The sequence below is a fragment of the Gordonia liuliyuniae genome (genome assembly GCF_021738805.1).
Taxonomy (GTDB): Bacteria; Actinomycetota; Actinomycetes; order Mycobacteriales; family Mycobacteriaceae; genus Gordonia; species Gordonia liuliyuniae.
Genome location: NZ_JAKKOR010000007.1, coordinates 239,785 through 256,017 on the forward strand (window position 1 = coordinate 239,785; position 16,233 = coordinate 256,017).

Annotated in this window: 17 protein-coding genes and 2 tRNA genes; 6 read left to right on the plus strand and 13 right to left on the minus strand. The window is 66.9% G+C overall.

Annotated features, from left to right (window positions below; translation table 11 throughout):
* The first annotated feature begins 37 nt into the window (after positions 1–37).
* Positions 38–2,089: an MMPL family transporter gene (locus tag L5G33_RS09980; RefSeq protein WP_236998024.1), complete on the plus strand. Its 2,052-nt coding sequence runs from the start codon at positions 38–40 to the stop codon at positions 2,087–2,089.
* Here L5G33_RS09980 and L5G33_RS19425 read toward each other — a convergent pair.
* Positions 2,034–2,966, minus strand: a complete 933-nt coding sequence (locus tag L5G33_RS19425; protein WP_236998025.1) for a DMT family transporter — start codon at positions 2,964–2,966, stop codon at positions 2,034–2,036. The genes L5G33_RS09980 and L5G33_RS19425 overlap by 56 nt on opposite strands.
* A 104-nt stretch (positions 2,967–3,070) precedes the next feature.
* On the opposite strand from L5G33_RS19425, the gene L5G33_RS09990 reads away from it, so the two are divergent.
* Positions 3,071–3,961, plus strand: coding sequence for a LysR family transcriptional regulator (locus tag L5G33_RS09990; RefSeq protein ID WP_236998026.1), 891 nt, complete (start codon positions 3,071–3,073; stop codon positions 3,959–3,961).
* 22 nt (positions 3,962–3,983) lie between these two features.
* On the opposite strand, the gene L5G33_RS09995 is transcribed toward L5G33_RS09990, so the two are convergent.
* The gene (locus L5G33_RS09995) at positions 3,984–5,144 is read right to left on the minus strand and encodes a L,D-transpeptidase (protein ID WP_236998027.1); all 1,161 of its coding nucleotides are present in this window, start codon (positions 5,142–5,144) and stop codon (positions 3,984–3,986) included.
* Positions 5,144–5,452, minus strand: coding sequence for a hypothetical protein (locus tag L5G33_RS10000; RefSeq protein WP_236998028.1), 309 nt, complete (start codon positions 5,450–5,452; stop codon positions 5,144–5,146). The genes L5G33_RS09995 and L5G33_RS10000 overlap by 1 nt, the downstream gene beginning before the upstream one ends.
* Positions 5,453–5,504: 52 nt before the next feature.
* On the opposite strand from L5G33_RS10000, the gene L5G33_RS10005 reads away from it, so the two are divergent.
* On the plus strand, positions 5,505–6,362 hold the full coding sequence (locus L5G33_RS10005) for an alpha/beta fold hydrolase (RefSeq protein WP_236998029.1): 858 nt from the start codon (positions 5,505–5,507) through the stop codon (positions 6,360–6,362).
* A 39-nt stretch (positions 6,363–6,401) separates the two neighbouring features.
* Here the strand turns inward: L5G33_RS10005 and L5G33_RS10010 are convergent, their stop codons facing one another.
* The 5 genes from L5G33_RS10010 to L5G33_RS10030 are packed head-to-tail and all read right to left on the minus strand — an operon-like array spanning position 6,402 to position 9,807.
* Positions 6,402–7,016: a TetR/AcrR family transcriptional regulator gene (locus tag L5G33_RS10010; protein WP_236998030.1), complete on the minus strand. Its 615-nt coding sequence runs from the start codon at positions 7,014–7,016 to the stop codon at positions 6,402–6,404.
* Complete coding sequence (locus tag L5G33_RS10015; RefSeq protein ID WP_236998031.1) at positions 7,013–8,197, minus strand: NAD(P)/FAD-dependent oxidoreductase; 1,185 nt, start codon at positions 8,195–8,197, stop codon at positions 7,013–7,015. The genes L5G33_RS10010 and L5G33_RS10015 overlap by 4 nt, the downstream gene beginning before the upstream one ends.
* A complete protein-coding gene (locus L5G33_RS10020; protein ID WP_236998032.1) occupies positions 8,194–8,373 on the minus strand; it encodes a rubredoxin in 180 nt (59 codons plus the stop codon). Before L5G33_RS10020 ends, L5G33_RS10015 begins: the two co-directional genes overlap by 4 nt.
* A 1-nt stretch (position 8,374) precedes the next feature.
* Complete coding sequence (locus L5G33_RS10025; RefSeq protein WP_236998033.1) at positions 8,375–8,542, minus strand: rubredoxin; 168 nt, start codon at positions 8,540–8,542, stop codon at positions 8,375–8,377.
* Between the two features lie 2 nt (positions 8,543–8,544).
* Positions 8,545–9,807 (minus strand): alkane 1-monooxygenase, encoded by a 1,263-nt coding sequence (locus tag L5G33_RS10030; protein WP_236998034.1) that lies wholly within the window; start codon positions 9,805–9,807, stop codon positions 8,545–8,547.
* 166 nt (positions 9,808–9,973) lie between these two features.
* Between L5G33_RS10030 and L5G33_RS10035 the strand changes: the two genes are divergently transcribed.
* Positions 9,974–10,813 carry an SGNH/GDSL hydrolase family protein gene (locus L5G33_RS10035; RefSeq protein WP_236998035.1) on the plus strand — a complete coding sequence of 280 codons (840 nt, stop codon included), beginning with the start codon at positions 9,974–9,976 and terminating at the stop codon, positions 10,811–10,813.
* A gap of 69 nt (positions 10,814–10,882) precedes the next feature.
* On the opposite strand, the gene L5G33_RS10040 is transcribed toward L5G33_RS10035, so the two are convergent.
* Both L5G33_RS10040 and L5G33_RS10045 read right to left on the minus strand, forming a co-directional pair.
* A tRNA-Arg gene (locus L5G33_RS10040) sits at positions 10,883–10,958 on the minus strand.
* Between the two features lie 62 nt (positions 10,959–11,020).
* Positions 11,021–11,110 (minus strand) — tRNA-Ser (locus L5G33_RS10045).
* Positions 11,111–11,221: 111 nt separating this feature from the next.
* Between L5G33_RS10045 and hisC the strand changes: the two genes are divergently transcribed.
* The gene (gene hisC / locus L5G33_RS10050; protein ID WP_236998036.1) at positions 11,222–12,283 is read left to right on the plus strand and encodes a histidinol-phosphate transaminase; all 1,062 of its coding nucleotides are present in this window, start codon (positions 11,222–11,224) and stop codon (positions 12,281–12,283) included.
* Between the two features lie 3 nt (positions 12,284–12,286).
* Here hisC and L5G33_RS10055 read toward each other — a convergent pair whose 3' ends face one another.
* Complete coding sequence (locus L5G33_RS10055) at positions 12,287–13,282, minus strand: alpha/beta hydrolase (RefSeq protein WP_236998037.1); 996 nt, start codon at positions 13,280–13,282, stop codon at positions 12,287–12,289.
* Between the two features lie 98 nt (positions 13,283–13,380).
* Here L5G33_RS10055 and L5G33_RS10060 point away from each other — a divergent pair, with 98 nt between their 5' ends.
* A complete protein-coding gene (locus L5G33_RS10060; protein ID WP_236998038.1) occupies positions 13,381–13,812 on the plus strand; it encodes an acyl-CoA thioesterase in 432 nt (143 codons plus the stop codon).
* Between the two features lie 6 nt (positions 13,813–13,818).
* On the opposite strand, the gene L5G33_RS10065 is transcribed toward L5G33_RS10060, so the two are convergent.
* Both L5G33_RS10065 and L5G33_RS10070 read right to left on the minus strand, forming a co-directional pair.
* The gene (locus L5G33_RS10065) at positions 13,819–15,021 is read right to left on the minus strand and encodes a hypothetical protein (RefSeq protein WP_236998039.1); all 1,203 of its coding nucleotides are present in this window, start codon (positions 15,019–15,021) and stop codon (positions 13,819–13,821) included.
* Between the two features lie 113 nt (positions 15,022–15,134).
* A complete protein-coding gene (locus L5G33_RS10070; RefSeq protein WP_236998040.1) occupies positions 15,135–16,217 on the minus strand; it encodes an acyltransferase family protein in 1,083 nt (360 codons plus the stop codon).
* Between the last annotated feature and the right edge of the window lie 16 nt (positions 16,218–16,233).

The window sequence follows — 16,233 nt, forward strand, 5'->3', positions numbered from 1 at the left end:
CTTGGGAAATGCCTGTCACGAGCGGTAGACAGTTCACATGACTTCTCGTCGGCCAGTCCGCGTCCTCGTTCCCGCACTGGCGCTGCTCGTCTGGCTGGTCCTCGCCGCGGTTACCGGCCCGCTCGCCGGTAAACTCAGCCAGGTCACCACCGACGACGCGAGCGCATTCCTCCCGTCGTCCGCCGAATCGACGCAGGTGCAGGCACTGCTTCCCGAGTTCACCGACACCGAATACTTCCCGGCGATCGTCGTCGCCGAGAACACGAGCGGGTGGACAGCTGCCGATTCCGCATATCTGTCCGACGCGGTCGCACCGCTGCAGGGCGCCGAGGACTTCGCGCCGCGATTCTCGCCGCCGATCGTCTCCGACGACGGGCAGGCCGCACAGTTGATCGTCCCGGTCGCCACGGACGGCGAGACCGCCGATGCGGTCGACAAGCTGCAGGATGCGCTCGCCGATCCGCCGTCCGGAGTCACGGTCGCGATGACCGGCCCCGCGGTGCAGGCCGCGGACCTCTCCGGAGCGTTCGCGGGCATCGACGGCATCCTGCTGTTGGTGGCCGGGGTCCTCGTCTTGATCATCCTGGTCGTCGTCTATCGGTCGCCGATCCTGCCGATCATCGTCCTGTTGTCCGCGGTCTTCGGCCTCGCGCTCGCCTGCGGCTGCGTCTACGCACTCGCCGACAGCGGTGCCCTCGAACTCAACGGGCAGAGCCAAGGCATCTTGTTCATCCTCGTGTTCGGCGCCGCAACCGATTACGCGCTGCTGCTGGTGGCCCGTTATCGGGAGCACCTGACCGAGGAAGACGATCCGCGGCGGGCGCTGATGACCGCGTGGCGGGCTACGCTGCCGCCGATCGCGGCATCGGCCGGCACGGTGATCCTCGGCGTGCTGTGCCTGCTGTTCTCCGACCTCAACTCCAATCGGAGCCTTGGCCCAATCGCGGCGATCGGCGTCGCCGCGTCCTTCCTCGTGTCCATCACCTTCCTCCCCGCAGCGCTCGCGCTCCTGGGCCGTACCGCGTTCTGGCCGCGCCGCCCGACGACCGGCGACACCACTGAGCCGCATCGCCTGTGGAAACGGGTGGCCGACATGGTGGCGGCGGCGCCCCGCCGCACCTGGGCCGCGACACTCGTCATCCTGATCATCGGTGCGGCGTTCGCTCCAATGTTCCGGTCCGACGGTGTCGCGACCACCGACTTCTTCCTCGGCGACGCCGAATCGGTGACGGGCGCCGAACTGCACGACGCGCACTTCGATGCCGGCGCTGGATCTCCGACGTGGGTCATCGCGCCGGCCGCCGACGCCGACCAGGCTGCAGCGATCGTCCGACAGGTGCCGGGCGTCGCCTCAGCCGACGTGTTGACCGCTGACGGCGCACCGGTCGTCCACGGAGCGGACGGCACGCGCGCGCTCGCCGCGGTGCAGGCCACGCTCGCCGACGACCCGGACTCGCTGACCGCGCAGGACACGGTCGTCGCGATCCGCGACGCCGTCGGGGAGGACGTCATGGTCGGCGGCCCGACCGCCATCGACCTCGACACTCGTGTCACCGCGCGTCACGACCGGAATCTGGTGATCCCGCTCGTGCTGATCGTGGTGTTGGCGGTCCTCATCCTGCTGTTACGGTCGTTGGCCGCACCACTGCTGCTCCTGGGCACCACGGTGTTGTCGTTCGCGACCACGCTCGGTGTGGGTGCTCTGCTGTTCAACGGCCCGTTCGACTTCCCCGGTGCCGACCCCGTCGTCCCGCTGTTCGCGTTCGTGTTTCTCGTCGCGCTCGGCGTGGACTACAACATCTTCTTGATGACACGAGCCCGAGAGGAGGCTGGGCGGATCGGCACACGCGACGGCATGCTGTCGGCGTTGACCAGCACCGGCGGGGTGATCAGCGCCGCGGGCATCGTGCTCGCGGCGACGTTCGCCGCGCTGGCGGTGATCCCGCTGCTGTTCCTCGCCCAAGTCGCGTTCCTCGTCGCGTTCGGCGTCCTCGTCGACACGCTGATCGTTCGGTCCCTGCTGGTTCCGGCCGTCACCCTCGATGTCGGACGCCGGATCTGGTTCCCGTCGAAACTGTCGAAGGAGTAACGTTCACCGCTTCGCCACGGCCCGGCGCCTGGTCGTTACCGACGAAGCACGCGGCGGCACCGACCACCAGCCCGAGCACGACCCCGATGTCCGGACGTTCGCCGAGGATCGCCCATGTCAACAGTGCTGCGATCGACGGTATGACGCCGAACAGCAGCGATACGGCGGCCGCGCCTGCCTGCCGTATGGCTGCGAGGTACAGGGTGGCCGCGATCACCGAGTTCGCGATCACGAGGACGACGATCGTCCAGACGGCCTGGGCCGGGTCGGAGACGTGCTGCGGGGTGGCCGTCGCGAACACGAGTGCGGGAACGAGGGCGACGCCGACACCGATGGTGTTCACTGCGATCGGATGCCCCTGCGTCAGGTAGCGCTGCTGATAGACGCCGCCGACGGCCAGCCCGATCACCGCGACGACGACCCAGGCGACCGCGGCGTCGACGTGTCCGACATCCATGACGCGCCCGGCGAACGCGATGCCGACGGCCGCCAGCGCCAGCACCGTCGCCGCGATCCGGCGCCGCGACAACCTCTCCCGGAGCATCATCCCGGCCGCGGCGGCGGTGACCACCGGATTCATCGCGATGACGAGCGCGACGAGGACCGGTGACACTCCCGCGTACATCGCCTCGTAGCAGCCGACGAACTGCACTCCCTGGCTCAGGAATCCGACGACGACCGCGTGCCACGCCTGGACGCCACGCGGCCACTCCAGTCGCGCGACCGCGACGATCGCCGCGAGGATCACCGCCGACGCCACGAACCGTGAGACAAGCACCGTGCCGGGCGTCGCCGCGCGAACGGCCGCGGCACCGACCGGGTAACCGAGCGCGTAGAAGAAGGCTGTCGATGCGCCGAGCGGAACGGAGAGTCTCACCCCTCAACGGTGACCGTCGCCGGGGCGCCCCGTCCAACGACGATCAATACTCGATCCGATCAGTGATACTTATCGTTCGCACATGTGTGGCTACACTCGACTTCATGGGCAGGACGTTCGACATCATTCCGTTGCGCTCACTCGTCGCCGTCGCCGCGACCGGCGGAGTCCATCGTGCCGCCACGTCGTTGGCGCTCACCCAGTCAGCGGTCAGCCAACACCTTCGACGGCTCGAACGTGAGGCGGGGCGCCCACTCGTCCGACGGGACGGCCGCGGCATCGCGTTCACTCCGGCAGGCGAAGAACTGCTCTCGCACGCCCGCGCGATCCTCGTCGCACACGACGCCGCGGTCGCCCGTTTCGAGTCCACACGCGAAACGGCCGTGGTGATCGGGGCCGCGCAGAACAGTTCCGCAGTGGTGCTGCCGATGGTCATCGGGAGGCTGCGCGAGAGTTTCCCCGGCACCGAGGTCCGCATCCATCTCGACCGGAACGCCACCGTCCGATCCATGCTCGACTCGGGAAGCGTCGACGTCGCCGTCACCACCCGGATCGCACCTGAACTGCGGGCACGCACCGAAGGGTTTCGGCTGCGCTGGCTGTGGTCGGCCCACCACGGGCAACCCGATCCGGGCACGGTGATGCCGATCATCACATTCTCGGCGCCGTGCACGCTCCGTCAGCCGAGCTTCGACGCGTTCAGCGGAACGCCTGGGGGTTGGCATGTCGCGGCGGAAGTCACTGATCTGGCCACCGGACTTGAAGCGGCCCGCGCAGGCGTCGGCGCGATGCTGGTCCCGGTTCTCGACCGGCTGCCCGACGGCGTCGTCGCACTGCGCTGCGCGCCGCCAACTCCGGCAATCCAATTGGGCGTGGCCTACACCGAACGGACCCGCACCGAGGTTCGAGAGACGATCACCAAGGTTCTCGGCGAACAACTCGGTCCCGAACGCGTCGAGATGCTGCACAACGCCAGCTTCCCGATGCCTGCGTGAGCTGTCCAGCGCACGGACGTCGTCACGCGTCGGCGTTGCCCGCCTTCCAGGTCTTCCACGGAACCGCCCAGTCGCCGTAGGTGTCCCACACCGGCAGTTCGGGCCCACCCGAATTGGTGATCTCGACGACGTCGCCGATGTGGAAGTGGTCGAACATCCACTGCGCGTTCTCGTCACTCAGGTTGACGCAGCCATGCGACACGTTCGACGACCCCTGCTGGCCCGTCGACCATGGCGCGGCGTGCACGAACTCGCCGTCGTTGGAGATGCGGAGATTCTTGTAGACGGTCTCTTTGTAATAGCCTGGATCGCCTGCGCAGACACCGTACGTGCAGGAGTCCATCACGACGCTGTCGAGTCGTTCGGAAACGACATGGGGACCCACGTGAGACGGTGTGCTCGGTTCACCGAGACTCATCGGCATCTGCTTGACCTGCTCGCCGTTGTGGAAGACGGTGAGCAGTTCGGTCGCGCCATCGGCCTTGGCGACCCACGAGTCGTGGACCGTGTAGTCGACCGCGGTGTCTTCGGCCCCGTAGATCCCGTCGCCGAGGTCCAGGCCGTAGATGTTCGCCTCGATGTGGATCTTGGTGCCGGGCTCCCAGTAGTCCTTGGCGCGGTAGTGGACATTCTGGTCGTCGGTCCAGTACCACGCACCGGGCTGATTCGGAGTCGTCGTCACCTTTAGTCGCTTCTCGACCTCCGCCCTGTTGGTCACCGGTTTGGTGAACTGGAAGACCATCGGCTGACCGACGCCGATCCCCTGGTCCGCGACGACCTCCGGCGCGGGCACCACGTTGGCGTACGCGGTGTCGGCCGGGTCGATGGTGGACACGGTGAACGTCTTGCGCGTGTGCTTGCCGTCGTCGTTCACCGCGTCCGCGGCCACCGTGTACTCGGTTCCGTAGCCGAGATCCTCGGTGGTGTGCCAGGCCGCGCCGCCCTCGGTCGAGACGCCGTCGACCTTCTCGCCGCTGCGGTTGCTGACCGTGACCGTCGCGAGGTCGCCGCCGGTGACCCGCAGCAGGATCTCGTCGGTCGGATTGACCTTCTTCGCCGGACTGGCCAACGAGACCTGCGCGGGAGGCGCCGCGGGGGCCTCATCGGCGCCGCAGGCCGCCGCGAGGAGCGCGACCGCGAACACGCACAGTGCGACGACGACGCGCGAGTACCTCCGCGCCATCACTGCTCGCCGTCGATGACCGTGAGAACGCTCGCGGTACCCGCTGCCGCTGCCGCCGTCACTGCGAGCACCGACGGCCAGGCACCGATCTTCTTGGCGAGCGGATGAGACGCTCCGAACGCACCCAGGTAAGCGGCAGCCAGACCGACCGTCACCACGGGACCTCGGGCGAGCCACGACCGGCCCGCTGCGACACCTGCCGCCGCGAGCACGACACCACCGAGTGCACGTCGACCCGAGTACCGGGCGACGGTGTAACCACCGACCAGACCTGCCGCGACGACGGGAACTGAAGAATCGATCTGCATACTCGACAGGATACTCCGGGCAGAAAAGTAGAACAGGTTCTATTCTGTTGGTATGGACGTGACATATGAGGGAACCCGACGCGAAATCGCCACCGACGAGGGCGTCATCGTGTACCACGAGGCAGGCGAGCACAACGACGACGCACTGCTGCTTCTCCACGGGAGCGGACCGGGCGTCACCGGGTGGCGGAACTACCGCGGAAACCTGGAGTACTTCGCCCGGACGCACCACTGCTACATCGTCGAATTCCCCGGGTTCGGGGTATCCGACGCGGTCGAGGGGCACCCCGTGCTGACCGCCGGCTCGTCGGTCATCCGATTCATGGATGCGCTCGGCATCGAATCGGCCGCGATGATCGGCAACTCGATGGGCGGCGTCGTCGGCGTCAACCTCGCGATCAAGCACCCAGACCGCGTGCGGAAGCTCGTCACCATCGGCGGTGTCGGGCCGAACATCTTCAGCTCCAGCCCTTCTGAAGGATTGCGCCTACTCCAGGAGTTCACCGACGCCCCCGATCGCGACAAGCTGGTCCGCTGGTTGAACGCGATGGTCTACGACCGTGCCCTCGTCACCGACGAGCTGATCGAGGAACGATGGGAGGCCGCAATCAACCCGGACGCGGCCAAGACCGCGGCCATGATGTACGGGTCCGCGGCGTTCGAGATGCAGCAGAAGTTCCTCGCCGACGCCGACTTCCCGCCCTACTGGGCGATGATGCACAAGGTCAAGTGCCCGACCCTGTTGACGTGGGGCCGCGACGATCGGGTCAGCCCGCCCGACATGTCGCTCGCGCCGATGCGATTGATCCCTGACGCCCAGCTCAACATCTTCCCCAAGTGCGGCCACTGGGTGATGATCGAGGCGAAGGCGGCGTTCGAGGCGTCAGTGACGGCGTTCCTGGATCAGTAAATGTTGCTGGCCCAGTGAATTACTGGGCACGCCTCTGAATTACTGGGCACGCCTCGCTCCGGTGATGGCGGGCGTCATCACCGAAGCGAGGTCGGCGGCGACGTCGAAGTCCGCTTCGGGCGGCATCGAGACGTAGCTGAGCGCCATCCGCGTGATCATGCGCGCGATCCGACCGGACGCCTCGGCAGGCAACGCGATCCACGACTCTTGCAGGAGTGCGTCGAGGTTGGCCGACGCCGATTCGATGAGTGGGGCCGAGTCGGTGGTGATGAGCCTGAGTAGGTCGGGTTTCGCGTCGCCGCTCAGCAGCGAGGCGATCATGGGGTCCTGCCCGGCGCTGGCGAAGAATCCCGCGAACCCAGCGGTGAACGCTGCTTCGACGTCGTCCGGTGTGGCTTCGACAGCGGCCGAGATCTCCGCGGTGAACTCGTCGACCAGGCGCAGCGCGTACGCCTGCGCCAAGCCGTTGCGGGAGGAGAACTCGTTGTAGACGGTCTGCCTACTGACGCCCGCGAACCGCGCGACGTCGTTCATGGTGACCTGCGCCCAGTCCTTCTCCATGAGGAGTTCCCGGAGACCGTCCAGCAGCGAGTTCCGGAGAAGCCGCTTGCTCGCCGTCGCGTACGACGGTCGGTCCCGGGTCGGAGTGCTCACATCGACAAGCCTACGGCGTTCTCGGACAAGCCTACGGCGATCTCGGAGCGGAGCTCCCGCGCGGCCGCCGCCCGACCGACGGCCACCGCGCCGACCAGGCGGCCGTCGACGCTCACACGGATGCTCGCGTCGGCGTCGTCGAGGGACCCGTCGACGTGCACCGTGCCGTCGACCGACGGCCATCCGACCATCTGAACGTTGATCCCGTACTGCACTGTCCAGGCACGTGGCACGTCGACGAAGCCGTCGGGGCGACCTCCGTCGAGGTGTGCGAGCACCGAGACCGCAACGGCCCTGCCGTGATCGGTCGCCCCGAACCAGTGTCCGCCGAGCGACCGCCGGCCGGTCAACGCATCGGGTAGAGCGGCCGCGTCACCGGCGGCGAACACGTTCGGGGTAGCGGTCGCGAAGCACCGGTCGACGATGATCCCTTCATCAATCGTCTCGATGCCGGCCGCCTGCGCGAGGGTGACGTTCGGCGTCATCCCGACCGCCGCGACGACCGGCCCCTCGATCTCGGAGCCCTCGTCGAGCGTGATCGCCCGCGCCGATGCCGCGCGCACTCGGGCGCCGAGCCTCACCGACGCCCCGTGGCTCTCGTGGAGTCGCAGGAACCAGTCCGACACGACGGCGGGCGCAACCCGCCCGAGGAGCCTCTCGGCTGCTTCGACGACGTCGACGGACGCGCCGTGCGTGGCAGCCGACGCCGCCAACTCGAGTCCGATGAGCCCGCCGCCGACCACCGCGAGTCGACCGGACTCGTCGACCGCACGACGCACCGCGAGCGCATCGGACAGGGTCCGCACCGAATGCACGTCCCCGCCGAGCCAGTCCGGCCTCGCCGAGTCCGCTCCGGTCGCCAGAACCAGTGCCCGGTAACCGATCTCCCGGCCGTCGTCGCAGACGACGACGCGTCGCGGGGTGTCGATCGCAGTGACGGCGACACCGCGGACGAGGTCGATGCCCCGCTCGGGCCAGACGGCAGGCTTCTGCAGCATGATCCGCTCGAGTGAGAGGTCTGCGGCCAGCAGGTCCTTGGTGAGTGCGGTACGCCGGTAGGGATGCTCGGCCTCCTCTCCGATCAGCGTGATCGGACCGTCGAATCCGCTGCTGCGCAGGGTCGTCGCCGCGGTGACACCTGCGGTGCCCGCGCCGACGATGACGATGGCTTCGGCGGTCACGGCCGTGCGATCTCGACCATGTCGAAGTCGGCCTTCGCGGCGCCACAGTCCGGACAGGTCCAGTCGTCGGGGATATCGTCCCAGCGGGTGCCGGGCTCGATCCCGTCCTCCGGCCAGCCTTCCGCCTCGTCGTACTCGAATCCGCACTGAGCGCACTGGTACAGCTTGAAGTTCATGTCATGCTCCGATCTCGATGAAGTCGGCCTTCTCACGGACCCCGCAGTCGGGGCACGGCCAGTCGTCGGGGATGGCGGTCCACGCAGTCCCCGCGGGGTATCCCTCGCGCGGTGCGCCGACCGTCTCGTCGTAGGTGTAGTCGCAGACTTCGCAGCGGTAAGCAGCCATGATCACGCCTGCCCGTACTTCGCGAGGAGGCGAGTCTCCTTGCCCGGCTGCAGATTCGCCCGGGTCAGGTCACCGTCGTAATGGGCGACGACTCGCTTGTCCATGATCTTCCGCCAGATCGGCGGGAAGTAGGCGACGGTGATCATGCTGGCATAGCCGGACGGCAAGTTCGGCGCCTCGTCGAAACTGCGGAGCGTCTGGTAGCGGCGGGTCGGATTCGCGTGATGGTCACTGTGTCGCTGCAGGTGGTACAGGAAGATGTTGGTGCAGATGTGGTCGCTGTTCCAACTGTGCAACGGTGAGCAGCGCTCGTAGCGGCCGCGTTCGTTCTGCTTGCGGCGCAGCCCGTAGTGCTCGAGGTAGTTGACGGTCTCGAGCAGCGAGAAACCGTAGATCGCCTGGATCACCATGTACGGCAGGATCTGCCACCCGAAGATCGCGGCGAGCGCACCCCACAGCACCACCGACATGGCCCACGCGTTGAGGACGTCGTTGGTCGGGTGGAAGACTGGTTTGCCGACCTTTCGCAGACGGTTCGCTTCGAGGGCCCATGCCGACTTCAGGCTGCCGAACACGCTGCGCGGCAAGAAGGTCCAGAACGTCTCACCGAACCGCGAGCTCGCCGGATCCTCGGGGGTCGCGACGCGGACGTGGTGGCCGCGGTTGTGCTCGATGAAGAAGTGGCCGTAGAAAGTCTGCGCGAGGGTGATCTTCGAGAGCCAGCGCTCCAACGACACCTTCTTATGGCCGAGCTCGTGCGCGGTGTTGATGCCGATGCCGCCCATCGCGCCGATCGAGATGGCGAGGCCGATCTTCGAGGCGATTCCCAGCGAACCGCCGTCGACTCCGAGCCAGCTCAGGTCGCCGAATCGCCCGCCGGGCCCGGCCGTCCACAGATACGCGGCGAAGACGAGGCTCGCGAACTGAAACGGGATGTAGGCGTACGTGCAGTAGCGGTAATACTTGTCCGCCTCCAACTGCTCCATCAGTTCCTCGGGCGGATTCTGTCCGTCCGGCCCGAAGAAGATGTCGAGGATCGGCAGCAGCACGTAGATCAGGATCGGGCCGATCCACCACCAGACCGGCGAGACGGCTCCGAGCCATCCCACATCGAGTGTGTCGCCGAGCCAGTTCATCAATGCGATCAGTCCGGTCGCCAAGAAGACCGAAGTGGGCGGGATCAGCCCCAGCAACCAGAGGTGACGCTTCTTGTCGCGCCACGCTGTCGCATCGACCGGGCTCTCGTCGAGTGTCGGGTTCGCCATCATTCTCCTCCTGGGCTGACGATCAAGTGATGTTGACATTAGTCGTTGTTACGTACGTTGTCTATACATTTGATTGATTTTGTAAACACAACGCGATGTCGATCGGTCGATCGCTGGTATCGGGTGTCGTCCATTCCTCGACGGCACTCGGCACTAGGATCGGCGCATGGAGTTTTCGAGATTCGTCGCGATCGGCGACTCCCAGACCGAAGGCATGTGCGACGAGGTCGCCCCCGACATGTATCGAGGATGGGCGGACCGACTCGCCGACCAGTTGGCCGCGCACAACCCCGCGGTGCGCTACGCGAACCTCGCGATCCGCGGCAAGAACACCCGGAACACGCTCAACGAGCAACTCGAACCCGCACTCGCCCTGAAGCCGGACCTGGTCGCCGCGCCGCTCGGCATGAACGACGTGATCGGCCGGGCCGACCTCGACGTCGTCCACTCCGACCTCGAGCAGATCTACGATGCGCTCGCCGATTCCGGTGCGACGGTGATCGTCTCGACGTTCCCCGACATCGCCCAGATCAATCCGCTCGGCCGCCTCTTCGAGTCGCGACTGTTCGAGATCAACGACATCATGCGCGGCTTCGCGCGTCGCCACGAATTCGTGCTCGTCGACCTTTTCGCCGCGCCGATCCTGCGTGACCGCCGTTCGTGGTCCACGGACCGGCTACACGCGTCGAGCCTCGGCCACGAACGGTTCGCGGCCGGAGCCGCCCACGCGCTCGGCCTGCCCGGCGCCGACCCGGAATGGGGCCGCCCGCTCGATCTCGTCGGCGACCCGCACCCGATACGCCGCACCGCCGACGACGCCCGCTGGCTCGTCGAGTTCTTCAGCCCGTGGATCGTCCGGAAGCTGCGCGGCCGATCACTGGGCGACGGCCGCACTCCGAAGCGCCCCGAACTGACCGCCATCGCGACGCCGATCTCGCATCCGCGGGTCTCGTCGACATCCGCGGCATCTCTGAACGCCGCGAATGTCGGTGAAGCCCGCGCTTAGCCGGAAACGCCAATGAGGACACCGCGACTGTGAATAGCTACAGCTGCGATGTCCTCATTGGGGACTATCTGGTGCGCCCGTAGGGATTCGAACCCCAAACCTTCTGATCCGTAGTCAGATGCTCTATCCGTTGAGCTACGGGCGCGTGGCCCGGATCGAGTGTACCCGATCCGATATTCAGTTCTTCCAAGGCGTGACCTCGGTCGGCGGAGGCGAGAGGATTTGAACCTCCGGTCCCGTTTTAAGCGAGACAACTCATTAGCAGTGAGTCCCATTCGGCCGCTCTGGCACGCCTCCAGCGGAGTTCTTTCCGAACTGCCGAGGCAAAACATTACACAGACACCTCCAGCGGACGCAAATCGGCGGGCGGATGTGCATCGACGCCCTGGTCAGGCATACATTCAAAGGGTGACACCGCGCATGAGACCCGACCTGGAATCCCTGCCCGTCTACGTTCCCGGCAAGACTTTTCCCGGAGCGGTCAAGCTGGCGAGCAACGAGGTCATCCATCCCCCGCTGCCCAGCGTCCTGACGGCCATCGCCGACGCCGCGTCGAACGCCAACCGCTACCCGGACAACGGGATGGTGGAGCTGACCGACGAGCTCGCGAAATCGGTCGGGGTCACCCCGGCCGAGATCCAAGTGGGCTGTGGATCGGTGATCCTGTGCCAGAACCTCATCACCGCGACGTCGGGTCCCGGCGACGAAGTCCTGTTCGCGTGGCGGTCGTTCGAGACGTACCCGCTCGCCACGCGAATCTCCGGCGCGACGCCCGTACAGATCCCGTTGACGGGGGACGGCGTCCACGACCTGGACGCGATGGCCGCGGCGATCACCGAGCGCACCCGCCTGATCTTCGTGTGCAACCCGAACAACCCGACCGGCACAGTCGTCGAAGCACAGGCGCTCCGCCACTTCCTCGAGACCGTGCCCAACCATGTGGTCGTCGCCCTCGACGAGGCCTACTACGAATACATGCGACTCGACGGGCCGCTCGCATACGACGCCCTCGAACTCCGCCGCGAATTCTCGAACCTCGTCGTGCTGCGCACCTTTTCGAAGGCGTACGGACTCGCCGGGCTGCGCATCGGCTACGCGCTCGGCGATCCGACGGTCATCACCGCCCTCGGCAAGATCCACGTGCCGTTCAGCGTGGGCAGCGTCGCCCAGGCCGCCGCAGTGGCGTCCCTGCGCGCCCAGGACCAACTATTGGCCCGCACCGACGCCGTCGTCGCCGAGAGGACCCGCGTGACCGCTCGACTCCGCGCTCTCGGGTACCCCGTGCCGGACTCGCAAGCCAACTTCATCTGGCTCGCCCTCGGCGACCATGCGGCGCCGTTCGCGGCCGCAAGCACCGACGCAGGCGTGATCGTTCGCCCGTACGGCGACGACGGTGTGCGCGTGACCGTCACCGACAAAGCCGAGAACGACGCGTTCCTGGCGTTCGCGCAGGAGTGGGCTCGGCGGTAAGCGTCAGAGAGCTGGGGCGATGGCCTGCCACGCGAGAGGCAGGTCCTGCTTCCAGTAGTCCCAGCGGTGCGTGCCGATGAGACGGAAGTTCGATTGGAACGGCACGTTCTCGACGCGCAGTTTGGCGGCGAACTCGAGCGAACAGCGATTCGCACCGACTTCGAGCGCCGAGCCCGCGGCGATCTGGGCGTCCACCGGTCCGTCTTTGGGGTCGATGTCCGCAGTCAAGTCGAGCGGGCCGACCGCACCCGAACCCGACGACAGGAAGATCGCCTTGCCGCGCAGAGCGTCGATCCGGTACGCGGGGTCGTGCGCCCGCCACGTCGCACCGCCGGGCCTGCCCCACATCTTGGTGGCGTCTGCGCCGGTCTGTGCGAGCGTCGCACGGACGTAAGCCTCGTTCGCGGGGCCGGTCACCGGTGGGCATCCACTGAGCGAGGCCACCCCCTGATACAGGTCCGGATGCCGAGTGGCCAGGGCGAACGCCGCCTGGCCGCCCATCGACAGACCGAGCACACCGTTGCGGCCCGAACCCGAGAACTTCTTGTCGATGAGCGGCGGCAGCTCCTTGGTCAGGAATGTCTCCCATTGCGGCTTGCCGACCGCCTTGTCCTTGCTCTTCCAGTTCGTGTAGAACGATGCCTCACCGCCCGCGGGGAGCACGACGTTCACGTTGCGTCCGGCGAAGTAGCGGCCCGCACCGCCCTTGGTGATCCAGTCGCTCACTTTCTCGCCCGCGTCGGCGCCGTCGAGCATGTACAACGCGGGACGCTCGGCGGTGCCTCCCGGCGTCAGTACCGTGACCCTCATCTTCTTGCCCATGGACGGGGAGTTCACCGTCAGGTCGACGCGATACGTCGTCACCTTCTTCAGCGCCACGATCCGCGCGACGTCCTTCTTCGACGGAGCAGCGTCAGCAACCGTAGCCGGAACCAATGCTGCAACAGCAGCCACAGCAGCTACAACTGCGACACGTCGGGTAGATCGAATGGACCACATGGACGCTAAGAGTACCTAATCGAACCGGAAAACCGATGTCCGTACTTTAAAGACTTCTCGACGGGGTCGTTTCGTCGCACCGTGGCTAGACTGCGCGGATGACCGATCCCGCGTTCGCGTACGTCGCTCAGGTTCCCGTCCGGTGGTCCGACATGGACGCGTTCGGGCACATCAACCACGCACGCATTGTCACCCTGATGGAAGAAGCGCGGATCTCGTGGCTGCTCAGCGCGGGCGACGAGTACGCGCCGCTCATCAAGAGCGCGATGATCGTCCACGTCGACATCCGCTATCAGGGGCAGCTCCGCCACGACGACTCGCCGGTGCGCATCGGCATGTGGATCAAAGGGCACCGTTCCGTCGACTTCACCATTGGGTACGAGATCCGCGGCGCACAGACCGGCGACGACGCGAGGCCCGAGTGCGTGGCGAGCACGCAGATGGCCGTCGTCGACATCGAGAACCACCGACTGCGGCGACTGACCGATGTGGAGAAGGGACACTTGAAGGATTGGGGCAGGACGCCGTGAGCTGTTCTACGGCTCGTAGCGCTGCCCAAGCTCACGCTGCACGCCCGGCCCCAGCTGGGCGATGTTGCCCTGCAACACATCTCGGTAGACGCGGAGTTGTTCTTCACCGCTGCGCACCTGTTGGGACAGACGGCGGGTGTGGTCGGCCCCGAGCTCCCGGTCCCCGGACCGCGACAACAGGTGATCGATGCGGGCGTCGATCGTCGACGCCCTGTCGAACTCGTCGAGCAGCCGGAGTTCGCTCGCCGCGGACTCGACGGTCGCCGCGATCTCACTGAACGCGTGGACGCGGTCGACCAGCTCAGACCACACCGGCCGGAGCGCGTTCTCACGGGCCTCGATGTGCGCGATGAACCCGGCGTCGAATCCGCCGTTGTGCCTGGCCTGGTCGAGGTCGACGCGCAGCGCGCGCAGCGCGACGATGTCCGACGCGATCTCAGCGAGCTCTGCGTGCAGATTCACCTGGACGCGCTGCATCTCGAAGTGGTCCGACAGCCACGCAGGGTTGGCGCGGATCCGGTCGTAGTAGTGGCCCGCGACGAACAGCAGCGTCTCGTAACCGTCGGCGAACGAGGCGCCGCGCGACGATGTTCCGGCGGCGACGGCATCGGGACCGAACACCTGCGCCGCCATCTCCTCCACCTGCCTGCGCGGTCCGCGGCCACCGACCTGTCCGACGACGCCGACGAACTTGTCGAACACATCCGTGCCGGCTTTGCGTGCTCCGGTCGGGCGATTCGGGACGGGCGTGCACAGCAGCCCGGAGAACAACTGCTCACGCTCGTCGATCTCGAGGTAGACGTTCTCGCGGCGTTCCCGTCGCACCGCACGGGTCCCGCTCGGCATCACGCCCTTGGCGACGACGACGGCGCGGTGTGCGTCCTCGCGGCGACGGTTCAGCGCCGCCAACCGCGACCGGACGATCGGCACGACGAGGCCGGGCAGCACCGTGGTGTCGAGGTACTTCTCCGCATGCAGGATGCTGCGCTGCACGCGCCGCAGTTCGCTGTAACCGTTCGACGGAGACGGCAGCGGGAGATTCAAGGACGCGCGCCGCACGAGCGTGCCGCGCGCGGTCGGCGTCAAATAGCCGGACGCGATGAGCAGACTTCCGAGGTCGGAGAGTTCGGGCGGCTGCCCGGGCACCCGAGCGTCGCTGGTCCATTGCCGGAGATCGGCAGCGGTGACCGAACGGTTGGGTGCAGACATGACATCATGTTACCGGTGGTCGGCCCGCGCTCCAGGAGGTCTGCGTCACTGGTGGCCGGTGCGTGAGCAAGTCACCTCCCCAACATCGCCTCCCCAACATCGCCTCCACAGCATCACCTCCATAGGGGCGACGTCGCCCGATGCAGAACCCACGCGATCGGCACGCTGATCGCGCTGGTCACCACGAACGCGAACAACACCGAGCCGGTGAACACCCGATAGCCGCGCAGGTCCATCACCAGTTCCAACACCATGACGTGGACCAGGAAGAACTCGTACGAGATCTCGCCGAGCCAGACCATCGGTCGCGACCGGCACAACCGGGACCACCAGTCGGACGAGCCGACCACGAGCGGGCCGATCAGACCGACGGCGACCACCGCGTACAGCGTGTGTTTGGCGACCGCCGCACCCGCATCGTTCGGGACGATCGTCGCCTCGCCTGCGAACGCCCCCGCCGACAGGACGAACGCGCCGGCGGCTACTGCGACGCTCGGGGTGGCCGGCCACGAACGGATCAGCCGGCCGAGCACAGCGAGCAGCATGCCTGCGACGAACCAACTGGCGAACGCCGGCGCCCACAGTCGAGCGGTCGGATCCACTCCGTCACCGTGCGTCGCGAACGTCCAGACCGGCGAGACGAGCAGCAGCCCGCCGAGGACCACGATCAACAGGTCCGGCCGCCACCGGTCCCGGCACACGTAACGCGCCAACGGCCAGGCGATCACCGGCAGCGCGACGTAGTAGACAACCTCCGCGGCCAGACTCCACATCTGGGTGAGTCCCGTGTGCAAGTGGCCGAACCCGTACACCTGCGTCAACGTGAGGTTCCGAATCAGCCCCGACATCCCGTGTCCGAGATCCGACGAGTCGGTGCGGAACACGAAGATGACGTAGACCGCGCCGACCGTCATCACGTACGCGGGCATGATCCGACGGACCCGATGCCACGCATACCTGCGAAGCGGCGGATAAACGCTGCTCTCGGCTCGCAGCGACCGCACCCACGGCGAGAACAGCAGATACCCGGACAGGACGAAGAAGATCGTCACCCCGACTTCGAACCGCGCGAAGAGCCTGCCCGCGTAGTCGTCGGTGTAGTGGCCGGTCCAGAACGCCGCGTGGGTGAGGCACACCGTCGCCGCGGCGACCGTGCGGATTCCGGTGAGCGCAGGCTTGCGTCCCGAGTCCGGCACCCCACCGGCCGACGCG